Source organism: Pokkaliibacter sp. MBI-7, from assembly GCF_029846635.1.
GTDB lineage: Bacteria > Pseudomonadota > Gammaproteobacteria > Pseudomonadales > Balneatricaceae > Pokkaliibacter.
This window is the reverse complement of record NZ_JARVTG010000001.1, coordinates 3,439,948-3,459,234: the sequence shown is the minus strand read 5'-3', so window position 1 is coordinate 3,459,234 and position 19,287 is coordinate 3,439,948. Positions and strand designations below refer to the sequence as shown.

The 19,287-nt window shown below is 58.4% G+C and carries 16 protein-coding genes; 8 read left to right on the top strand and 8 right to left on the bottom strand.

Features of this window, described 5'->3' with window-relative positions; all coding sequences use genetic code 11:
* Positions 1-137 precede the first annotated feature (137 nt).
* Entirely contained in the window at positions 138-584 is a 447-nt protein-coding gene (locus tag QCD60_RS15330) for a DUF6515 family protein (RefSeq protein ID WP_279786740.1), read from the top strand.
* Positions 585-689: 105 nt separating this feature from the next.
* On the opposite strand, the gene QCD60_RS15325 is transcribed toward QCD60_RS15330, so the two are convergent.
* Complete coding sequence (locus QCD60_RS15325; RefSeq protein ID WP_104154468.1) at positions 690-1,103, bottom strand: YbaN family protein; 414 nt, start codon at positions 1,101-1,103, stop codon at positions 690-692.
* A 501-nt stretch (positions 1,104-1,604) separates the two neighbouring features.
* On the opposite strand from QCD60_RS15325, the gene QCD60_RS15320 reads away from it, so the two are divergent.
* Positions 1,605-3,449 (top strand): sensor domain-containing diguanylate cyclase, encoded by a 1,845-nt coding sequence (locus tag QCD60_RS15320; protein ID WP_279786737.1) that lies wholly within the window; start codon positions 1,605-1,607, stop codon positions 3,447-3,449.
* Positions 3,450-3,533: 84 nt separating this feature from the next.
* Here the strand turns inward: QCD60_RS15320 and QCD60_RS15315 are convergent, their stop codons facing one another.
* Both QCD60_RS15315 and QCD60_RS15310 read right to left on the bottom strand, forming a co-directional pair.
* Positions 3,534-3,842 carry a hypothetical protein gene (locus QCD60_RS15315; protein WP_104154470.1) on the bottom strand — a complete coding sequence of 103 codons (309 nt, stop codon included), beginning with the start codon at positions 3,840-3,842 and terminating at the stop codon, positions 3,534-3,536.
* Positions 3,843-3,940: 98 nt separating this feature from the next.
* On the bottom strand, positions 3,941-4,603 hold the full coding sequence (locus QCD60_RS15310; protein ID WP_279786734.1) for a SprT family zinc-dependent metalloprotease: 663 nt from the start codon (positions 4,601-4,603) through the stop codon (positions 3,941-3,943).
* Positions 4,604-4,766: 163 nt separating this feature from the next.
* On the opposite strand from QCD60_RS15310, the gene QCD60_RS15305 reads away from it, so the two are divergent.
* Together QCD60_RS15305 and QCD60_RS15300 are read left to right on the top strand one after the other, a co-directional pair.
* Entirely contained in the window at positions 4,767-5,639 is an 873-nt protein-coding gene (locus tag QCD60_RS15305) for an RluA family pseudouridine synthase (RefSeq protein ID WP_279786732.1), read from the top strand.
* A gap of 117 nt (positions 5,640-5,756) precedes the next feature.
* Entirely contained in the window at positions 5,757-6,224 is a 468-nt protein-coding gene (locus QCD60_RS15300; RefSeq protein WP_279786730.1) for a hypothetical protein, read from the top strand.
* Positions 6,225-6,254: 30 nt separating this feature from the next.
* On the opposite strand, the gene QCD60_RS15295 is transcribed toward QCD60_RS15300, so the two are convergent.
* Complete coding sequence (locus tag QCD60_RS15295) at positions 6,255-6,650, bottom strand: VOC family protein (RefSeq protein ID WP_279786728.1); 396 nt, start codon at positions 6,648-6,650, stop codon at positions 6,255-6,257.
* Between the two features lie 125 nt (positions 6,651-6,775).
* On the bottom strand, positions 6,776-7,525 hold the full coding sequence (locus tag QCD60_RS15290) for a YafY family protein (RefSeq protein WP_279786726.1): 750 nt from the start codon (positions 7,523-7,525) through the stop codon (positions 6,776-6,778).
* Positions 7,526-7,607: 82 nt separating this feature from the next.
* On the opposite strand from QCD60_RS15290, the gene dinB reads away from it, so the two are divergent.
* Entirely contained in the window at positions 7,608-8,702 is a 1,095-nt protein-coding gene (gene dinB / locus QCD60_RS15285) for a DNA polymerase IV (RefSeq protein ID WP_279786724.1), read from the top strand.
* Between the two features lie 29 nt (positions 8,703-8,731).
* Here dinB and QCD60_RS15280 read toward each other — a convergent pair whose 3' ends face one another.
* Positions 8,732-11,245: an EAL domain-containing protein gene (locus QCD60_RS15280; RefSeq protein ID WP_279787928.1), complete on the bottom strand. Its 2,514-nt coding sequence runs from the start codon at positions 11,243-11,245 to the stop codon at positions 8,732-8,734.
* Positions 11,246-11,845: 600 nt separating this feature from the next.
* Here QCD60_RS15280 and QCD60_RS15275 point away from each other — a divergent pair.
* A complete protein-coding gene (locus QCD60_RS15275; protein ID WP_104154477.1) occupies positions 11,846-12,415 on the top strand; it encodes a phenylacetic acid degradation protein PaaY in 570 nt (189 codons plus the stop codon).
* A 72-nt stretch (positions 12,416-12,487) separates the two neighbouring features.
* The gene (locus tag QCD60_RS15270; protein WP_279786720.1) at positions 12,488-14,548 is read left to right on the top strand and encodes a diguanylate cyclase; all 2,061 of its coding nucleotides are present in this window, start codon (positions 12,488-12,490) and stop codon (positions 14,546-14,548) included.
* Between the two features lie 299 nt (positions 14,549-14,847).
* On the opposite strand, the gene QCD60_RS15265 is transcribed toward QCD60_RS15270, so the two are convergent.
* The gene (locus tag QCD60_RS15265) at positions 14,848-16,629 is read right to left on the bottom strand and encodes an acyl-CoA dehydrogenase (RefSeq protein WP_279786718.1); all 1,782 of its coding nucleotides are present in this window, start codon (positions 16,627-16,629) and stop codon (positions 14,848-14,850) included.
* A 344-nt stretch (positions 16,630-16,973) separates the two neighbouring features.
* Here QCD60_RS15265 and QCD60_RS15260 point away from each other — a divergent pair, with 344 nt between their 5' ends.
* Positions 16,974-17,891: a sugar ABC transporter substrate-binding protein gene (locus tag QCD60_RS15260; protein ID WP_279786716.1), complete on the top strand. Its 918-nt coding sequence runs from the start codon at positions 16,974-16,976 to the stop codon at positions 17,889-17,891.
* Positions 17,892-17,913: 22 nt separating this feature from the next.
* On the opposite strand, the gene QCD60_RS15255 is transcribed toward QCD60_RS15260, so the two are convergent.
* Complete coding sequence (locus QCD60_RS15255) at positions 17,914-19,005, bottom strand: AraC family transcriptional regulator (RefSeq protein ID WP_279786714.1); 1,092 nt, start codon at positions 19,003-19,005, stop codon at positions 17,914-17,916.
* Positions 19,006-19,287 lie beyond the last annotated feature (282 nt).

Sequence of the window (19,287 nt, the reverse complement as noted above, 5' to 3'; positions counted from 1 at the left end):
GCCTGCCTGATTCGGCACCCCATATTAGAAGGTATAGTCATCGCCGGATGGATGCAGTGGTCGCCAGTGATGGGTGACCCGGCCTGTACAGGACGTGCAGATGACCGCCATCCGCATCTAATCGCAGGTAAAGCCCAATGAAAAAACCAATTCTCGCCCTGACTCTGGTTAGCTTTCTCGGCCTGAGCAGCCAACAGGTTCTGGCCGGACCACCCGGCCCCTGGGGCGGCCATCATGGCGGCGGCCCGGGTCCGATCATCGGTGACATTCTGGCAGGTCTGGTGGTCACAGGCATGGTGATGCATATCGTCAACGGTATCACCTACTATCAGGACCGCGATGTATGGTATCGCTATGACCGCCCCGAAGATCACTATGTCGTGGTAGCGCCCCCCAGCCAAACCGTTGTGATGGCTAATAATGACGGCGGCAGCGGCGTCCCCTTTGGCTCGGTGTATGAGTCATTACCACCCGGCGCAGTAGCCGTGATCATCAATGGTGTGCAGTATTTCGAGAAGGGTGGCACGCTGTTCCTGCCCAGCCAGCAGAATGGCCATCAGGTCTACGTCGTGGTCAAGCAATAACCCGCTGAGCGCGCGTTCACCCTCTTGTTTCAATACAGAAAAACAGGGGGCCGACTAAGTCGGCCCCCTGTTTTATATACGTCGGCTTATCCACCTGATGGCAGTTCACTGCTGCTGGCGACGCAAAACCTCTTCCAGCACCGGAATACGTGCCAACCCGGCACTGACCGCCAGCATGATCAGGGTATATCCCACCCGATACTGCCAGCCATGAAACACCAGCATGCCAATGGCCCAGGCTACCACCAGCATGGAGTAAGCCAGCTTTTTGGCTCTGCGCGGCATGGCGCGGTGCTCCTGCCAGCTACGAATCATAGGCCCGGTGAGCGAGTGATTGAGTAACGCCTGATGACAGCGTGGTGAGCCTTTGGCAAAACAAAAAGCCGCCGCCAGAATAAACATGGTGCCCGGCAACCCCGGCAGAATAATCCCCAGCACGCCCAGTGCCAGCGCAAGCCAGCCCAGTATCAGCCAGAGCAGTGCATGTAGTCTTGAGGGTCGCAACGTCAGTGTACTCATCGTGATCAGGCCTCCACCCTATCAACCCCCCTTTTTCACGGCAAGTTGCAAACAAGGATACTTCTGTCAGCACCAGGCCGGGGGTATTGCGGCAGTATCAGAGGAAAAGCCATTTTATAAAAATTGATTAATACTCAGTGACCGATAGCAAATAACAATAATCCTTTAATTCCCCCTCATCGCTACATTCTCTGTTACAGCTGCCGATATGAGTTGTTGGCTCCCGACAAGGCAGCCATTAAACTGAGCGGCTCCATTGTCGTCTCAGCACAACGCAAACAGGCTCAGAACATCCCATTCTCCGATGATCCACTGCCGCATGGCCGAACCGCTCAGGCAGCAGATTGCAGAAGGTGATGTGATGCTCTGTATGGCCACGGGAACAGATCGAAGGTGTCGGACACTCTACTGACCTTAGGCAGTAACAGGCGCGGAATGACGACCAAAGAACTGAGGCAACACAATGGATTTCCCTCGTCCGACCAGGAAGGTCCACAGTTCATGTTTGAGGCTTGTTTGCCATCGCGACTGCAACGACGCAGCACGCTGCTTGTACAGCTGATGGCACTGCTTTGCCTGCTGCTTAGCAGCCGGGCCAGCCTGGCATTTACCCCTGACACGACCAGTAACAGGATTGCACTGGCGCCTTATCTGCACTTCATTGCGGACCCCGAGGGCAAGCTCACTCTGGATGCGATTCGTCAGGCAACGGCGCAAAATCAGTTCGACAGCGATGGCGTACCTCCGCAACAGGGCTATGACACCCGCCCCTTGTGGATCACCTTCAGCCTTGCCAACCCGGATATGCAGATGCGAACATGGTGGCTGCATATTTCCCCACCCTACATCCAGACTGCAGAGCTGTATCTGATTGATGAGCATGGTCAGGTACAACACTTCCGTAACGGTGCTGGCGTAGCGATTGCTGATCGGCCCGAACCCAGCGCAGCCATACTGTTTCCACTGCCACTGGCTGCGCAGGGGCACTATCAGGTCTATGTGCGCCTGCAGTCATCAAACCAGCGCATGCAGCTGACACTGTGGCGCCCTAACGCCTATTCCCGCCATGAGGTACATCAGCAGTTCAGCTACGGCCTGTTCTTTGGTCTGTTACTGACCATGGCACTGTATAACCTCTATTTGTTCAGTATTACCCGCAATCGCGCGCAGGGCTGGTACAGCCTCTATGTCGTTGCGTTTGTACTGTATCAGGCAGCCATCAGCGGTTATGCCTACGAGTACCTGTGGCCCGCCCAGCCTTGGCTCGGCACCAAGAGCAACAACCTGTTTGGCGCCATTGCCATTCTGGCCATGCTGATGTTCAGCCATAGTTTCCTGCACCTGCGTCAGCTGGCCCCGCGCTTTCGCTATACCCTGCTGGCTGCAGCGGTCCTGCCGCTGATCGTCATCGCCGGTTTTATCCTGACACCGGGAGCTTTCTACCCGGCATGGATTCCGCAGCTGCTATCAGCCAGTGTGGTCGTGCTGGTGCCGCTCTGTATTACCGCCGGCGTGCTGGCCTGGCGCCGTGGTCTGCGCCTGGCCCGTTTGTACCTGCTGGCCTGGGCGTCTGCGGCAGCAGGCACACTGGTCTATATCGGTTTTCTACTGGGCTACCTGCCGGATAGCTGGCTGACCCAGCAAAGCATCCGCATTGGCGTGGTACTTGAAGTACTGGTACTGGCCGCTGCCCTGGGTGAACGCATTCGCACCCTGCAGGAAGAATGTGATCTGGCACAGCGCGATGCCGAGCAGGCACGGCAAACCCTGAAGGAGCGTCTGGAAGTCAAACTGGCCGAACGGACTCAGGCCATGCGCGATGCCAATGCCAGCCTGATGCGTGAATCCCATACCGATGCGCTGACCGGCTTGTTCAACCGCCGCCATCTTGACCAGTACTGGTCAATGCGTCGCACCTCGGTAGAGGCCGACACTCGCCCCAGTGTGCTGATTCTGCTCGATCTGGATCACTTCAAGCGCATCAACGACACGTTTGGTCACGACACAGGAGACCGTATTCTGCGCAAGCTGGGCAAACTACTGAGCAACCCGCCCGGCAACAAGCGCCTGCAGGCTATTCGCTGGGGAGGAGAAGAATTCCTGCTGATTGCAGAGAACACCTCGGTGGAAGAGGCACAGCTATTGTGTGCCGCCCTGCAGCAGCGCCTGCAGCCGTTGGGACAGCCCGATATTGAACACCTGACTGCCAGCATGGGGATCGCCCCCATCGGCCGCGATAGCAGTCTGGATGCAGTGCTGAAGGCTGCTGACATTGCCCTCTATCGCGCCAAGAGCAATGGCCGCAACCGTATTGAAGTGGCGTTACATCTGGAGCAGCTGAGCTGACAGCACGCTCAAGCCGTGTAAAGTCTGCCAAAACGACACAGCCCGGCGCACTGGCCGGGCTGTGTCGACGTCTGCTGTCAGCGTTTAGTGGCAACCGCAGTCTTCACTATGCTCATGGTCGTGATGAATATCAGCCTCATGGGTTTCCACTTCGATATCGATCACGTTGCAGGCGCCGGGACGCACCACCAGCATACCGAAATGACTGGGCTCTTCCTCATCGTCACCGCCATCGGGTACTTCCAGAGAAATCTGTGACTTGCCTTCATCAATCGGCTCAAAGTTGATAATCAGCGGCAAACCGTCGTCCCATTCGACGCGCAGCTCCGCCAGATTCAGTTCAATTTCTTCTCCTTCCGGAGTCATACCAAAAACGCGGGGCAATGAGGACATGATGTATTCCTGTTCTGTTGACGGCTAATCAGCCAATGCGTGTGAGAGGAGATAATGCCTGTAGGTGGTAACTTCAAGCTAAAACGTTCGCTGCCGGGTTAGAAAACCAGATTTCGTCCATGGAGCCGAAACCAAGCCCGGCGCCGGCGCCAGTCCGGGCAGTAGCGGCTGACCAGTTGCCAGAAAGCCGGCTGGTGATGAAAGTGCTGCAAATGGGCCAGCTCATGAATAAGTACATAGTCCATTTCCGCCTGCGGGGCCAGAATCAGCCCCCAGTGCAGCCGAATCAGACCGTCATGGGTACAGCAGCCGTAGCGACTGCGATAATGCTTAACCTCAATGGCCCGGGGCCGCAGCTGCATGCGCTCGCTCCACCACAGCAGGCGGGGTGGCAGCAACATTTTGGCCTGCTGCTGCAGCCAGGGCTGCAAATCCGCCAGCTGCTGATAATGGACCGGAATACGCAGCTCACCCTGCTCCTGCTGCCACTGCGGCTGACTGAGCTGCGGGTCGGTCATTATCTGACAGCGTTGTCCCAGCAGACTCAACTCAGCGGGCATAGTCGACTCCGCCGCAGGCGTCACCACGGGCTGCTGCAGATGCTGACGAATCCAGGCGGCCTGCTTGTGCAGCAGCGCCTGAATCTCACGGTCGGACGTATGCATCGGTGCCCGCACCACAATCTTGCCGTCCCGCACCTGCAGAGCAATGGTTTTACTACGCCGTGGGCTGCGAACAATATGGATATTGGGAGCATTCATCAGGCAGGTTGCCCTATGTGGCACGAGTCAGTCTGACGGCACAGGTTCATGATCACGGCCATCAGTGATGACACCAAGCAGCGGATCATGAACAGGCCTGAGGCTGAGTTCAGGGTGAAAATAACGTACTATGTCGGGCTGCGATTATAACTGACAGACCAAGATGACGACTCCTTCCTTTGAAATTTCTGTCGACAAGGCCGACATAACCGCGCTGGACTGGCTGGCGACGGCCAGCGCCCTGCCCAAAATGCGCCTGAAAGATGCCATGAGCAAGGGTGCGGTATGGCTGATCAGTAAAGGGCAGCCGGAAAAGCGCCTGCGCCGGGTACGCCATACGCCGAAAGTCGGCGATGTGCTGCGGCTCTACTATGATGCCGACCTGCTGGCACGCGAACCGCAACTACCGGTCCTGCTGGCTGACTTCAAGAAATACTCACTGTGGTACAAGCCCGCCGGGCTGCTTTCGCAGGGCACCGCCTATGCCGACCACTGCAGCCTGCTGCGTCAGGCCGAAGTGCAGACGGGCCGTGAATGCTGGCTGATTCACCGTCTTGATCGCGAAGCCCAGGGCCTGGTATTGCTGGCTCATCACAGCAAACTGGCAGCGCAGCTGTCGCAGCAGTTTCAGCAGCGGGATGTGGATAAGCGCTATCTGGTTAAAGTGGCAGGGGTTGTGGATAACACCGACTGGCATACGCTGGACCACCCGCTGGATGGCAAAGCTGCGCTGTCGCGTTTCCGCAGCCTGGGACTGGAGCAGGACCACAGCCTGCTGGAAGTCAGCATCGAAACCGGCCGCAAACATCAGATTCGCCGTCATCTGGCGGCCTTCGGTCACCCGGTGCTGGGCGACCCGCGCTACGGGCGCGATAACAGCTGGCCAGCCGGTATGCAACTGATCGCTGCCCGTCTGAGCTGGCAATGCCCACTGGCGCAGAAACGACGGATCTGGGATCTGACCCAGCACATGCCTGAGATCATGGCGGACTGGCCAGCCGAGGCGCTGAAGCAGCTTCGGCGCAACAATGAATAGGCTTCGCCCATGGTTACAGGCTCTGCCTCTGCAGGAATGCAGATAAAACGCGCGCTCCACGACAGCGCAGGTTGACGTTCAGAGAACCAGCCCCGTTATTCATCCAAGGATGGCCTGATGTACTACCCCAGAGAAGCACAGCGCGATTTTCACTATACCCGCAAGATGATCGCGCTGGTCCTGCTGCTGCCACTGTTCATGGTCCTGCTGTTTGCCAGAGAGGGCGCCCTGGCTTACGCCTGTATTAGCGTTGCCAGGGCAGACACCCAGGCCGTGATTTCCGGCATCAGCCCACACTATTCGACGCAAACCATCGACTACCATTTCACCCCGGCTGGGGGCGAGCTGACGCTGGGCACCTTCGTCACCCAGCAGGTCAATGATTACCACACAGGTCAGGATGTCGCGATCAGCTACTCACGCTGGCTGCCCACGTTCAGTGTGCGTACCGAGCTACTGGCCGACATGGCCATCAATCTCTATGTTGCCCTGGCGGCACTGGCCGCCATGCTCGCTTGTCTGCTGATGGCGGCCCATGCGGTCAGGAGCCTGCGCCGCCATCAGCTTGAAGATCGCTACTACTGAACACGATCTGCGCAGAGCGTGGAGGTGTTCTCACATTTCCATGACAAACACACGCAAACGGTGATCATCAGGATCTGCTGCAGTAAAGGTATAGCCAAAGTCCATGCTGGTCGGCTGCTGCAGAATACGCACACCCTGATCCCACCAGCGCATGCACAGTGCATCAACCTGCTCACGGCTGGCCTGAGGGAAAACCAGCTCAGTGCCACCGCCGCAGAGCAGTGCTGCAGGCTCAACACCCGATACCTTCCACAAGCCCAGTTTGAGGCCGCTTTCCAGCACAAACAGGGCAAAGGTGGGTGACACTTCGACCGGCTCGACAGCCAGCAGGCGGGTGTAGAACGACACGCTGGCTTCAGGATCAGCCACATAAAGAATGACAAAGTTAGGCTGACTGCTGATGGCTTGTGCTGCAGATGAAGACATGATGAAACCTCGCTGGGTGATTACTGAACAGACGATGGCCTGTCCGCTGCCCTGCATCCTAGGCGGGGTGACTGTCAGTTTTTGTCAGTAGCCGCATCGTTCCCCGCACAGCGCTGATAGTGCCCTTATCCCTGCCCGGCCTGCTGCTCAGTGTTCTGATCATCGGCAGTCTCATCTACACGGACCTGCTCGCGCTGCTGTGGTCTGTACAGATGCTCTGCCCGCCACTGTGCCAGCAGGTTGGCCCGACGCTGAGGGAAATGATCGTTCTGCAACTGCAGTGACAGGATGCGGTCTACCCGGAAATGGCGGAAATCCTGACGCAGTTCACACCAGGCCACCACCACCCGGACCTGCTCGAAATACCCCAGGGCAAAGGGCCAGAGTATGCGCTGGCTGGCCCGCCCCTGCGCATCCGCGTAGTCCACCAGCACCTTGCGCTCAGCCCGCATCGCCTGCCGCAACTCCGCCTGCCAGCGGTCATCCTGCTGCCGTGCCGGGATCAGCAGCGTGGTGGAATCAAGTAAGTGACGTGCCTCGGCCGGTAAGACTGCGGCTATTTTGGCCAGTGCATCGGTCGCCGCCTGCCCCAATGGCTTGTCGGTATGGCTGCCGACCCAGCGCGCCCCCAGCACCAGTGCCTCAATTTCCTCCTGCGAGAACATCAGCGGCGGCAGTACGAAATCCGGGCGTAGCACATAACCCAGACCCGCTTCCCCCTCGATGTGGGCCCCCTGCGCCTGCAGCGTGGCGATATCGCGGTACAGCGTGCGCACGCTGACTTCCAGCTCCTGCGCCAGCACCTGCGCCGTCACCGGATAGCGATGGCGACGCAGGATTTGCATCAGGGTAAACAAGCGCTGAGTACGGGCCACAATCATTTCCTGAGCAGACAGTGAGCAAGCACTGTATTAAAATCCAGTACTTCGTCAAGATCAGACCACAGCGGTCGCCACTATGTCCGTCGATAACGACTCAGCCGTTCCAGCTCAGCACCAGCGCAAGATCATTCACTTTGACTGTGACTGCTTCTATGCCGCCGTGGAGATGCGTGACCATCCGCCCTACCGCGATATTCCGCTGGCCATTGGCGGTCGCCCGGACAAGCGCGGGGTCATCGCCACCTGCAACTACCCGGCCCGCAAGTTTGGCGTGCGTTCGGCAATGCCGTCCTCCCACGCGCTGCGACTGTGTCCCAATCTCACCCTGATTCCCGGCAACATGACCAAGTACCGTGATGTCAGCAGGGCCTTTATGGCCATTCTGGCGGAGTTCAGTGATCACGTGGAGCCGCTGTCGCTGGATGAAGCCTTTATCGACGTCAGCAGCAGCGACGCCTTTCAGGGCAGCGCTACCCGCATTGCCAGCCATATCCGCGAACGGGTGCGCAATGAGCTGGGCATTACCGTCTCTGCCGGGGTGGCACCGAACAAGTTTCTGGCCAAAATTGCCAGCGACTGGCACAAGCCGGACGGCATGAAAGTCATCCCTCCCCATGAGGTGGAAAGCTTTGTGCTGCCATTGCCGGTGGAAAAAATCTGGGGCGTGGGGAAGGTGACGGCCGCCCGTATGCACGAGCTGGGGCTATTCACCTGTGCGGACGTGCAAGGCTGGTCCGCACAGCAGCTGCAGGAGCGCTTCGGCCGCTTCGGTCTGCAGTTGTATCGCCTCAGCCGCGGTGAAGATCAGCGCCCGGTGGAAGCACGTGAAGAGCGGTTATCCCTGAGTGTAGAACATACCTACGATCAGGATCTGCCGGACCTTGCCAGCTGCCTGGCGCAGTTACCGCGGCTGGAGGAAGAACTGCAGCAGCGACTGGCCCGCCGTCAGCTGCTGGAGCAGATTCAGGGGCGGGTGGTGAAGATGAAGTTCCACGACTTTCAGCAGACCACCGTAGAGCGCCACCTGCAGCGCCCCGACAGCGATTACGCCAGCCTGCTGACCGCCGCCTGGCAACGCGGTCTGCGGCCAGTACGCCTGATCGGCGTGGGTGTCAGACTCAAGGCGGCAGCAACCACCCAGCAACCGCAGCAGCTTAGTTTTGCCTGGTAACGGCCTGCCACCTTACCGCGTGGCCCCTGCTAACGCCGCAATGGCAACCACGCTGCCGCCTGCTCACTGGGCAGCGGTTCGGAGAACCAGAAGCCCTGCACCTCATCGCATTGCGCCGCCAGCAGAAAATCCCGCTGCTGCTGGCGCTCCACGCCTTCAGCAATCACCTTCAGGCCCAGACCATGGGCCAGATTGATCAGCGAGGTGGTGAGCTGCACGTCATTGTCATCAGCAGGCAGGCCACGGACAAAGCTGGCATCAATTTTCAGGTAATCCAGCGGCAGACGCTTGAGATAGCTCAGGCAGGAGTAACCGGTGCCAAAGTCATCGATAGCGATCCCCAGACCCAAGTTGCGCAGGGCATGCAGACGTTGCAGTGCCAGCGTCGACTTTTCCGGAATGAAACTGTTCTCAGTGATCTCAATTTCCAGCAGCTCCGGTGCCAGATGATAGTGATCCAGTGCCCGCTGAATACTGTGTACCAGACTGCCACCATGCAGATCAGCAACCGACAGATTGATCGCCACCGGCACCACTCGCCGCCCCTCCTTCTGCCAGGCACGCAACTGCCGGCATGCCTCGTTCAGCACCCACTGGGTAATGTTGGGCATCAGCCCCAGTTGCTGAGCCAGCGGCAGGAATTGCCCCGGTGAAATCATGCCCTGTACACAGGGCCAGCGAATCAGCGCCTCGAAGCCGGTCACCTCGTTGCTGTCGAGGCTGATGCGCGGCTGAAAGAACAGCCGGAATTCCCCCTGCCTCAGCGCCGCCCGCAGCTCGGACTCCATGTTCAGACGCGCGTGAGACTCCTCCTCCAGTGGCCGGCGGAACAGGTTGTAACTGTTACGGCCATCATCCTTGGAGCGATACATCGCGGTGTCTGCCCGCTTGAGCAGCAGCTCAACAGTCTCGCCATCATCGGGATAGCAGGCAATGCCAATACTGGTAGAGATATGCAACTCGTGCTCACCCACCTGCAGCGGCACAGACAACACTTTCAGCAGGCGACTGGCCAGCCCCTCCAGCTCGTAGTCGGACGCCACCTCAGGCACCAGCACGGTAAATTCATCGCCGCCCAGACGCGCTGCCGTATCGCCCTCCCGCAGACACCCCTGCAGCCGCTCGGCCACCAGCTTGAGTACCTGATCACCGACACTGTGGCCCAGGCTGTCATTGATGCGCTTGAACATGTCCAGATCGAGGAAGAACACCCCCAGCCGGTGCTGATGGCGATGGGCATTAGCAATCGCCCGTTCCAGCCGGTCCTGAAACAAACGACGGTTAGCCAGCCCGGTCAGCTCATCGAAGTAGGCCAGTCGCTTGATCTGCTCCTCCCGCTGCTTACGGTCGGAGATGTCACTGAAGATGGCGGCGTACTGCCTGACCTCGCCCAGCTCATCCGTGATGGCGGTGATGGTGATCCACTCCGGGAACACCTGACCGTTCTTGCGTTTATTCCAGATCTCACCCTGCCAGCTGCCCTTGCTGCGCAGGGTCGACCACATTTCATTGTAGAACGCCTGATCATGGCGGCCCGAGCTGAGCATGGAGGGCGATCGGCCAATGGCCTCTTCGGCGGAGTAGCCGGTGACAGCACTGAAACTGGGATTGACCGAACGGATGATGCCATCGGCATCGGTGACGATGATGGCATCCAGTGAAGCCTCGATCACTTTCTGAGCGAGGCGCAGATGCTCCATGGATTCACGCAGGGCCTGATTGCGCTGATCCAGTGCTGACTGCAGCCGATTGACGTAGGTGTATTCAATGCTGCTGAGAATATCGCCGTAAGACAGAATCGCCTTGACCTGTCCACTGGTGGTGGTGATGCCGACATGCCGGAAGCCACGGCTTTCCATCAGGTTGCGCGCCATCAGCAGCGGCGTCCCTGACGATACGGTTTCCACCTGACGCGGAATCAGCTCACCAATCGGCCGCTGAATCTCACCGTTCACCAGCAGGCGCACCCAGTCATGCTCAGTGGCAATACCCATGACGCCGTCATCAAACTCCACCAGCATGGCGTCGCGCAACTGGGAATACATCAGCCGGAAAGCATCGATGGCCGGTGTGGTCGCTGCCATCACCAGCGGCAGTCGGGTGATGGCACTGTCGACGTCACGCAGGGCCAGGTAATACTCCACACCCTGATGACGGATCAGGTCACTGAGGCTGAACAAGCCGATCGGTTGCTGCTGCTCATCCACCACCACCAGATGACGCACCCGCTCACGCTGCATCACCACCCCGGCCTCGCGCAGGGTGGCACTGCGTGGCAGGGTCTTGACCGGCGTACTCATATGCAGCCGGATGGGATCCTCCAGCACATCAGGCCGCTGACTGATATGGCTGGCATCGCGCTCGGTCCAGATGCCCAGCAACTGGCCCGCGTCCATGATCACCATGGCACTGCTGCGCGACTCGAACATGCGCCGGATCACCTGCTGCAGGTGCTGCTCAGGGCTACAGATCTGCAGCGGCGAATGCAACAGACGCCATACCTCAACACTGTACAACTCGGCTTCGGGCAGTTCCGTATCCATCTTCACTGAATATGTCTCCCTGCGACTGTTCATCATTGCCCCTCTGATGGTCTGGCTGACAGCCGGCCCCACAGCCGCTGGCCAAATGCCGGGCAGCTGGCTGTCGCCATAGCGCCGATGCCCTTCAGTACCGGTTCAATCATGCAGTCCATTTCTTGTTGATTATGTACTGTAGTAGGGAAAGAACCCGACCGCCTGACCAGCAGCGGTCGGGATAACAAAACCATCGCAGCCGTCGTTCATCCAACCGTTGCTGCTGACCATGGCAGAGACAGCACCGGCAGCGTTCCGCATCCGTATGATGAGCCATGTTCCCTGTATAGAAGGACACCGCATCGGGCTGGACAACATGCTGACTTTTTCTCGCCATTTGGCGCCCTGAAGGTCCCATCCTTACGTCACTGAGACTATACTTGGCACAGCAAAATACAGCTGGATGACGGTCAGCAGTGCGGGTCTGCCAGCACGCTGACAAAGACTTCGGCGACAGCGACCAACTGAATCCGATTAGCTTACAGCCTGCGACGGTCACAGAGCTTGTCCTGCATCATGGGAGCCGTCGTTATCATCACCCCTGGGGTCTAGCACAGGAATCACGTCATGCCCGTATTTGCATTTGATGGATTAATCCCGGTCGTCGACCCCAGCGCCTTCATTCACCCCAGCGCGGTGCTGATAGGCGATGTGTATATCGGCGGCAACTGCTACATCGGCCCGCTCACCTCCCTGCGGGGAGATCTGGGCACCGTGGAAATACGTTCCGGCAGCCACGTCCAGGACAACTGCGTACTGCACTCCACGGCAGGACGGCGAACGCTGGTGGAAGAGGATACTCATATCGCTGCTGGCGCTACCCTGTGTAACTGTCAGGTCGGACGTCGCGCTTTTGTGGGCATGGGGGCCGTCGTACTGGACGGCGCAGTCATTGCCGAGCAAAGCATGGTATCGCCCGGCTCCGTGGTCGAAGCCAATTTCAGCGGTCAGCCCAATCAGCTGCTGGCAGGCCATCCGGCGATTCCATGCGGCAGAGTGTCGCTGGCCACCCTGGAACTTCAGCAGCGTGCGGATCAGGACTACCGCCAGCTGGTGCAGCGTGCACGCCACACCATGCAGGAAGTAGAGCCGCTGCCAATGGCAACTTTGCGCCCGGTCAGGGTCAGAAATAGTTAAGGTGCGGTAACGTTGTTTAATTAACGTATGCTGTTGCGATAACCGCCGGTCTTCTGAGGACAACATATCAAGATGCTTCCATTTCGTCGGGCCGTCGCTGTTTTTTTCAGTATTGCCCTGAGCTTCCTGCTGCTGATGCTGGTGTTATTGCTGGGCTCACGCAGCATGATGCAGGATGAGTACCGGCAGTCAAAACAGACACTGCTGCAGGCGGCACTCAACAATGAAAAACGTGAGCTGACCCGCGCCCTGTACGACCACGCCTCCTGGGATGACGCGTATCGCCAGATGCAGCAGCCGGAGCTGGATCCGTCCTGGCTGGAGTCGACCTTCGGGGCAGACACCATCAGCTCCAACGACATGAGCGGGATTCTGATCCTGGCACCGGATTTCGCCGAGCGCTTCAACAATAGTCTGCAGCCGCTAACGGCCGAGCAGTTGCGGCAGGTACGGGACTTCGTACGCCAGCATCAGATCAGCTGTACCCCGGCGACGCAGATGAGCAACCTGCAAGAGTCAGCCAGCACTGACTTCCTCACGGCGGCCGGACAAACCCTGATGCTGTCGTCCGCCCCCATTGTGCCCAATACCTTCGAGGCCAGCTGCGAGCACCTCCATTATCTGGTGTTCTGGCGTCTGCTGGATAACAGCTATCTGGCCAGTCTGGCCAGCAACTACGATTTCAGCCAGCTGAGGCTGAGCAGTGGCACCGAGCCAGATGCCATCCAGAGCGTTCAGCTCAACGCATCGCAGCCCACCCGCCTGCTCTGGTCGGCTCCCGCCCCGCCATACCAGCATCTGTACAAGGCCTTGGGCCTGAGTATGGTACTGACCATCATCCTCGCGGTGCTGGCCCTGTTGTTTTATCGCAACCTCAAGCGCGGTCACCAGGACTTCTACAGCCTGTTTGAAAAAAACCGGGCCATTCAGCTGCTGGTCAATCCGCTCAATGGCCATATCGTTATGGCCAATCAGGCGGCTATGGCGTTCTATGCCTACCCCGGCAAAGACCTGATGCGTCTGACACTGGATGACTTGTCTGCTGGAGGTCTCAGCACCCTGCAGCTGATCGGTAGCGCCAACCCCTGTGAAGTGACGCAGAAGCTGTGGAATGGCACCACTCGCCGGGTGGAGATCAACTCTGGTCAGATCATTCTTGCCGGTGAGCCGCTGCTGTATCTGATCATTCACGACATTACCCAGACTCATCAGGCCGCCCGTGAGCTGGAACGCAGCGAAGCCCGGTTTCGGGCGATCTTCGAAGATGCCAGCCTCGGCATCCTGCAGCTCGACCGCTTTGGTCATATCCTTGATGCCAACCCTGCCTTTGCTCAGATGATCGGCTTCCCTGAAGAAAATCTCTCTCGCTGGCAGTGGATTGATCTGATTCACCACAAAGAGCGCGACGCAACCCGCCGCACCTATCAGGCGCTGATCGATGGCGTCGTCGACAAGCTCAGCCATCAGCAACGTTTTCTTAACGCCGGCGGCGAAATCATCTGGACCCAGATGAACATCAGCCCGGTACGCATCAATGGTGAAGACAGCACCTATGTGGCACTGGTGGAGAACGTCAACGAGCATATGCATCTGCAGCAGAAGCTGCAGGAAATGGCGGCCAAGGATCCGCTGACCGGCCTCTACAACCGCCGTTCCATGGAAGAGCAGGCAGCCCGCGAGCAGTCCTGGTCAAAACGTCACGGCCAGAGCCTGTGCGTGATGATTGCCGACATTGATCACTTCAAGCTGATCAATGACAGCTACGGCCATGCCAGCGGCGACATCGTGCTGAAGGAGTTTGCCGCGGTGTGTAATGCTCATTTGCGCGAAACCGATATCTTCTGCCGCTGGGGTGGTGAAGAGTTCGTCATCCTGCTGACCCAGACCGACATGCAGCAGGCCTGGGTGGTCGCCGAGCGCCTGCGAGAAGCAGTGGAAAAGATGCGGGTGCATTGCCAGGACCAGCATATTCGTCTGACCGTCAGCCTGGGCCTGAGTGACTGGAGCGCCGAGCGGGAGGACTTTATCTCTGCGCTGGAGCGCGCCGACACCGCGCTGTACGACGCCAAGCGCGGCGGCCGTAACCGCACGGTCATCGTCAACAGTGAAGCCCAGCACTCTGCTCACCCCTGAGGCCAGTAAGTACTCAGGACGTGAGTGTGTGCTATCGGCTGATCAGGGCTGTCTCAACAGCAGTGTCTGCCACAGGCAACGTCGAACGTCACAGATAACATCCGTCACAGATAACATCGAACAGCAGGAAGGCAAGAAGAAAAAGCCGGGCCGGTGAGGTGGCCCGGAATGCGGGAATGATCACAGAGCGAGACTGTCACCAGGACAGTCGTTACCGGCTTCCGGGGTAATCCCGAAAGCCGGATCAGGTGCTCGCTACGCCTTGGTTGTTCAGCATAGCGAATCAATAACGAGTGATATCAGGCAGGAAACTGCGTCGCAGCCAGTGCCGCTAACGAGGCATAACCTTTCTCAATGCCAGGCCACAGGCCAAATACCCGCGGCAGCAACTGCTGGTTGAAGAAACAGGCGGTCTGCACCTTCTGCTCAGCAAAACCTGCCTCCAGACGCTCAGCGCTGGCAGCTTCCAGCGCACAGGCCGCCGACTTCAGCAACAGCCAGCCACCGGTGACGTAGCCCTGCAGCATCATGAACGCCACACTGCCCGCCTGAACCGCAGCGGCATTGTCAGCACTGTTGTTCAATACCCAGTCACGGGCCTGCTGCGCCACCTGCAAGGCAGCGGCAAAGCTGTCTGCCTCAGCAGCGAGACGGGGATAGCGGCCACGGATCACCGCCACGTCTTCCTGCATTTCCAGATGCAAAGCACGCAACGCCTGACCGCCATCGCTCTGGCATTTACGCCCCACCAGATCCAGCGCCTGAATACCCGTGGTGCCTTCATAGATGGTCAGGATACGGGCATCGCGATAATGCTGGGCTGCGCCGGTTTCTTCGATAAAGCCCATCCCGCCGTGTACCTGCACGCCGAGGTAAGTCACTTCCTGCGCCAGCTCGGTAATCCAGCCCTTGACGATGGGCGTCAGCAGACTGGTACGCGCCTGATGTTCGGCCGCCAGCGGCCCGGAGCGACCAAAGTCCACTTCCGCCGAGGCGGTCAGTGCCAGTGCCCGCATGGCTTCGGTGGCGGCTTTCATGGTCAGCAGCATGCGTTGCACATCAGCATGCTGATTGATGCTGACACGGGTTTTACGATCCGCACCGACGCCCTGCACACGCTCAGCGGCATAGGCCAGTGCCTGCTGATAGGCCCGCTCAGCAATGCCCAGCCCCTGCAGACCTACACCCTGCCGGGCATGGTTCATCATGGTGAACATGCAGATGATGCCCTGATGGGGCTGGCCAACCAGATAACCGACCGCACCGCCGTTATCGCCATAGCTCATGACGCAGGTCGGGCTGCCGTGAATACCGAGCTTGTGCTCCAGCGCCACGGCCTGCAGATCGTTACGAATACTGTAGTTGTCTGCCTCATCCGGCAGGAACTTGGGCACCACAAACAGCGAAATACCCTTTACCCCGGCAGGGGCATCAGGCATGCGTGCCAGTACCAGATGGACGATATTGTCGGTGCAGTCATGCTCGCCCCAGGTGATAAAGATCTTCTGCCCGGTAATCAGATAATGGTCACCCTGCGGCACCGCACGCGCCTTGATGGCAGCCAGATCAGAACCGGCATCCGGTTCGGTCAGGTTCATGGTGCCGGTCCACTGACCACTGACCAGCGGTAACAGATAGCGTTGTTGCAGCTCGGCACTGGCGTGATGATGCAGGGCCTCGATAGCGCCCTGACTGAGCAGCGGATTGAGTGAGAATGCCAGATTGGCACTCTGCCAGATTTCGCTGACGGCGGTCCCCAGCACGTTGGGCAAGCCCTGCCCGCCAGCCTCGCTGTCCACCGACATGCCGACCCAGCCAGCATCAGCAAACTGGCGGTAGGCGTCACGAAATCCCGGTGCGGTTGTCACCTTCCCCTCAGTCAGGATTGAACCATGCCGGTCGCCCGCCTTGTTGAGCGGTGCCAGCACCTCGCTGGCGAAGCGCCCGGCCTCTTCCAGCACGGCATATACCAGCTCTGCCGACAGTTCTTCCTGACCCGGCAGGGCCGCCAGACGTTCAATGCCGACCAGTTCGTCGAGCACAAAACGCATATCCTGTTCAGGGTAGCGATAGTCTTTCATTATTGTTCTCTCGTCATACCTGACGCCCTGCTGACGTTTAAGGCTTCCTCGTCAGACTGCGCCGTTTTGATGCCTGTCAGGATCAGTCAGCGGCCCCTGCACGAACAATAACAATTCCTCTCGAAATGACTGACAAAAATGGCCATGCCAGCCGCGGGCCAGTGCCGTTACGCGTCCTGTAAAGGGTTATCCACGGGCAGAATCTAAGGTGTTTTTGAGGTGATTGCTACGCCTTCCGGCACGCTGACCGTGCTAGTCTCAGAGAGCTTGTACCCAGGCGGAACCCCAGCAGCTTTGGGCTCAGGCTTCATTTTGGATAGTCATAAACATAACAAGGTCCTGCTATGAAAAAACTCGCCATTGCCTCTGCACTGACACTGGCTGTCTGTGCTACTCCGCTGACAGCCATGGCGGAAACCATTGCGGTTTCCATGGCCTATTTCGATCAGAACTTCCTTACCCTGATTCGCACTGCGATTGCCGATGAAGCGGCCAAACAGGGCGTTACCGTGCATTTTGAAGATGCACAGGGCGATGTCGGTCGCCAGCTCAATCAGCTGGAGAGCTTTGTTGCTGAAGGCGTGGACGCAGTGATCATTGATCCGGTGGATTCGGCCTCGACCCCCAAGATGACCAAAATGGCGCAGGAAGCCGGTGTGCCTCTGGTGTACGTCAACCGCAAGCCCGGTGACAAACAACTGCAGCAGGGCACGGTCTTTGTCGGCTCCAACGAGCTGGAGTCCGGCACCATGCAGATGGAGGAGCTGGCACGGCTGGCCAACTATCAGGGCAATGTGGCGATCATGATCGGTAATCTGTCGGACGAAGGGGCGCTGATCCGAACCAAGGACGTGGAAGACGTCGTCGCCAGGTATCCGAAGATGAAAGTGGTGGAAAAGCAGGTAGCCAACTACGACCGTACCGAAGCCATGGACCTGATGACCAACTGGCTTACCACCGGCACGCCGATTGACATTGTGGCGGCCAATAACGACGAGATGGCCATTGGTGCCATCCTTGCCTTGCAGCAGTCAGGCAAAGACCCGCACAAGGTACTGATCGGCGGTATCGATGCCACACCCGATGGCCTGTCAGCCATGGCTAAAGATGGGCTGGATGTCACCGTGTTCCAGGATGCCAAAGGTCAGGGCCGTGGTGCGCTGAATGCGGCTCTCAGCATGGCGCGGGGCAACAAGCTCGACTCCTACCAGTGGATTCCGTTCGAGCTGGTGACCCCACAGAACAGTCAGCAGTATCAGTAAACTTCAGCGCGCTCTCGCACCCTCAGAGCGCTGGCTTGTCGAATTCCTGCCAGCGCACGCGCTGACGGTACTCGCCCGGCGTCATTCCGGTCCACTTCTTGAAGGAGCGGAAGAAGGCGCTGGGCTCATCAAAGCCCATCAGCAGGGCGATATCGTTGATACTCAGATGCGGTGAGTTCATGTAGTTGATCGCCGCCTCCTTACGACAGTCATCCTTGATTTTCTGGTAAGAGGTATTTTCCTCCATCAGCCGTCGGCGCAGGGTTGAAATCGACATATTCAGCTTGACTGCCACCTCTTCGGCACTGGGCAATTCCCGGCTGAAATCCTTGCCCAGAATAGCGATGATCTGCGACTTCAGGCTCTTTTCATCATCCACCATCACATGCAGCTGGAACGGTGCGGTCTTGAGAAAGCCACGCAGGGTTTCTTCGGTTTGCACCAGCGGCAGATCCAGATAAGTCGAAGAAAAGACCATCACGTTATCGTGCTGGCTGAACTTCACTTCAGCCTGAAACAGCTGGCGATAGTGATCCACATCGGCCGGTTCCGGGAAGCTGAAATACACCGCCTTCAGCTCCACCCGCCGCCCGACCAGCCAGCTGAGGAAGTGATGCCACACCGACAGTGAAGTGCGAATCACCAGGGGTGATTCTTCCTGTACCAGTTCACCCAGGGCGTTTTCCGGCAGTGAGGCCAGTGGCTGAAAGCTGAACTTGGCATAGCGGCCCCGACGCAGCAGCACCGGTTTGATGATGGAGCCGCGGCAGACTTCGTAGAAGTCACTGCAGCGGCGGATGGCCTTTTCCAGATTTTTGCAGTGGATGATGGCATAGCACATCATGCGGAACGTGCCATTGGGCACCTTGCCGCCACTGAGCATGCCGAAGGATTCGTCCTGCAGGACCCAGATCACCCGCTGATAGAGCTGGCCGAACTTGCGGGCAGATATTTCATTGCCGCTGTCGAGTTCTTCCCGGCTGATGTCGACTGACGCCAGAAGCGACTCCACATCGTAGCCCTGCTTGTCCACCTGACGCAGCAGATAACCGACAAAACCGGCAGGAATGGTGATACTGCGGTCGTTGGCAGCAGACTCACGCATCAGCGTCATTGATCAATCTCCGTTGCTCCCGGAATCTGCCAACTTGCCTGATTTTGATGCAGCGCAGCGCAGATATCACAACCGGGACTGGTTGTTGTTTTCCCGCTACTTTACACAGACAACACTATTGTCAGCAAAGGGGCAACCTGCCAGCGGGCGACCTGAATATTCGTTTACATTCACCACCACCGCTGCAGCCCGCGTGCTTGCTGGCACGGTGGAACGACTGACATTTTCCGCCAAATACTCACCGCATTTTTTTGTTAGCGTTTTTGGCCAAAATTGTCATTG

Excerpts from the sequence above, each read along its gene's own strand:
- QCD60_RS15270 (WP_279786720.1), top strand. The coding sequence starts at position 12,488 with ATGCTTCCATTTCGTCGGGCCGTCGCTGTTTTTTTCAGTATTGCCCTG.
- QCD60_RS15305 (WP_279786732.1), top strand. The coding sequence starts at position 4,767 with ATGACGACTCCTTCCTTTGAAATTTCTGTCGACAAGGCCGACATAACC.
- QCD60_RS15315 (WP_104154470.1), bottom strand. The coding sequence starts at position 3,842 with ATGTCCTCATTGCCCCGCGTTTTTGGTATGACTCCGGAAGGAGAAGAA.
- QCD60_RS15265 (WP_279786718.1), bottom strand. The coding sequence starts at position 16,629 with ATGAAAGACTATCGCTACCCTGAACAGGATATGCGTTTTGTGCTCGAC.
- QCD60_RS15280 (WP_279787928.1), bottom strand. The coding sequence starts at position 11,245 with ATGGATACGGAACTGCCCGAAGCCGAGTTGTACAGTGTTGAGGTATGG.
- dinB (WP_279786724.1), top strand. The coding sequence starts at position 7,608 with ATGTCCGTCGATAACGACTCAGCCGTTCCAGCTCAGCACCAGCGCAAG.
- QCD60_RS15275 (WP_104154477.1), top strand. The coding sequence starts at position 11,846 with ATGCCCGTATTTGCATTTGATGGATTAATCCCGGTCGTCGACCCCAGC.
- QCD60_RS15255 (WP_279786714.1), bottom strand. The coding sequence starts at position 19,005 with ATGACGCTGATGCGTGAGTCTGCTGCCAACGACCGCAGTATCACCATT.
- QCD60_RS15260 (WP_279786716.1), top strand. The coding sequence starts at position 16,974 with ATGAAAAAACTCGCCATTGCCTCTGCACTGACACTGGCTGTCTGTGCT.
- QCD60_RS15325 (WP_104154468.1), bottom strand. The coding sequence starts at position 1,103 with ATGAGTACACTGACGTTGCGACCCTCAAGACTACATGCACTGCTCTGG.
- QCD60_RS15330 (WP_279786740.1), top strand. The coding sequence starts at position 138 with ATGAAAAAACCAATTCTCGCCCTGACTCTGGTTAGCTTTCTCGGCCTG.
- QCD60_RS15320 (WP_279786737.1), top strand. The coding sequence starts at position 1,605 with ATGTTTGAGGCTTGTTTGCCATCGCGACTGCAACGACGCAGCACGCTG.
- QCD60_RS15300 (WP_279786730.1), top strand. The coding sequence starts at position 5,757 with ATGTACTACCCCAGAGAAGCACAGCGCGATTTTCACTATACCCGCAAG.
- QCD60_RS15295 (WP_279786728.1), bottom strand. The coding sequence starts at position 6,650 with ATGTCTTCATCTGCAGCACAAGCCATCAGCAGTCAGCCTAACTTTGTC.
- QCD60_RS15310 (WP_279786734.1), bottom strand. The coding sequence starts at position 4,603 with ATGAATGCTCCCAATATCCATATTGTTCGCAGCCCACGGCGTAGTAAA.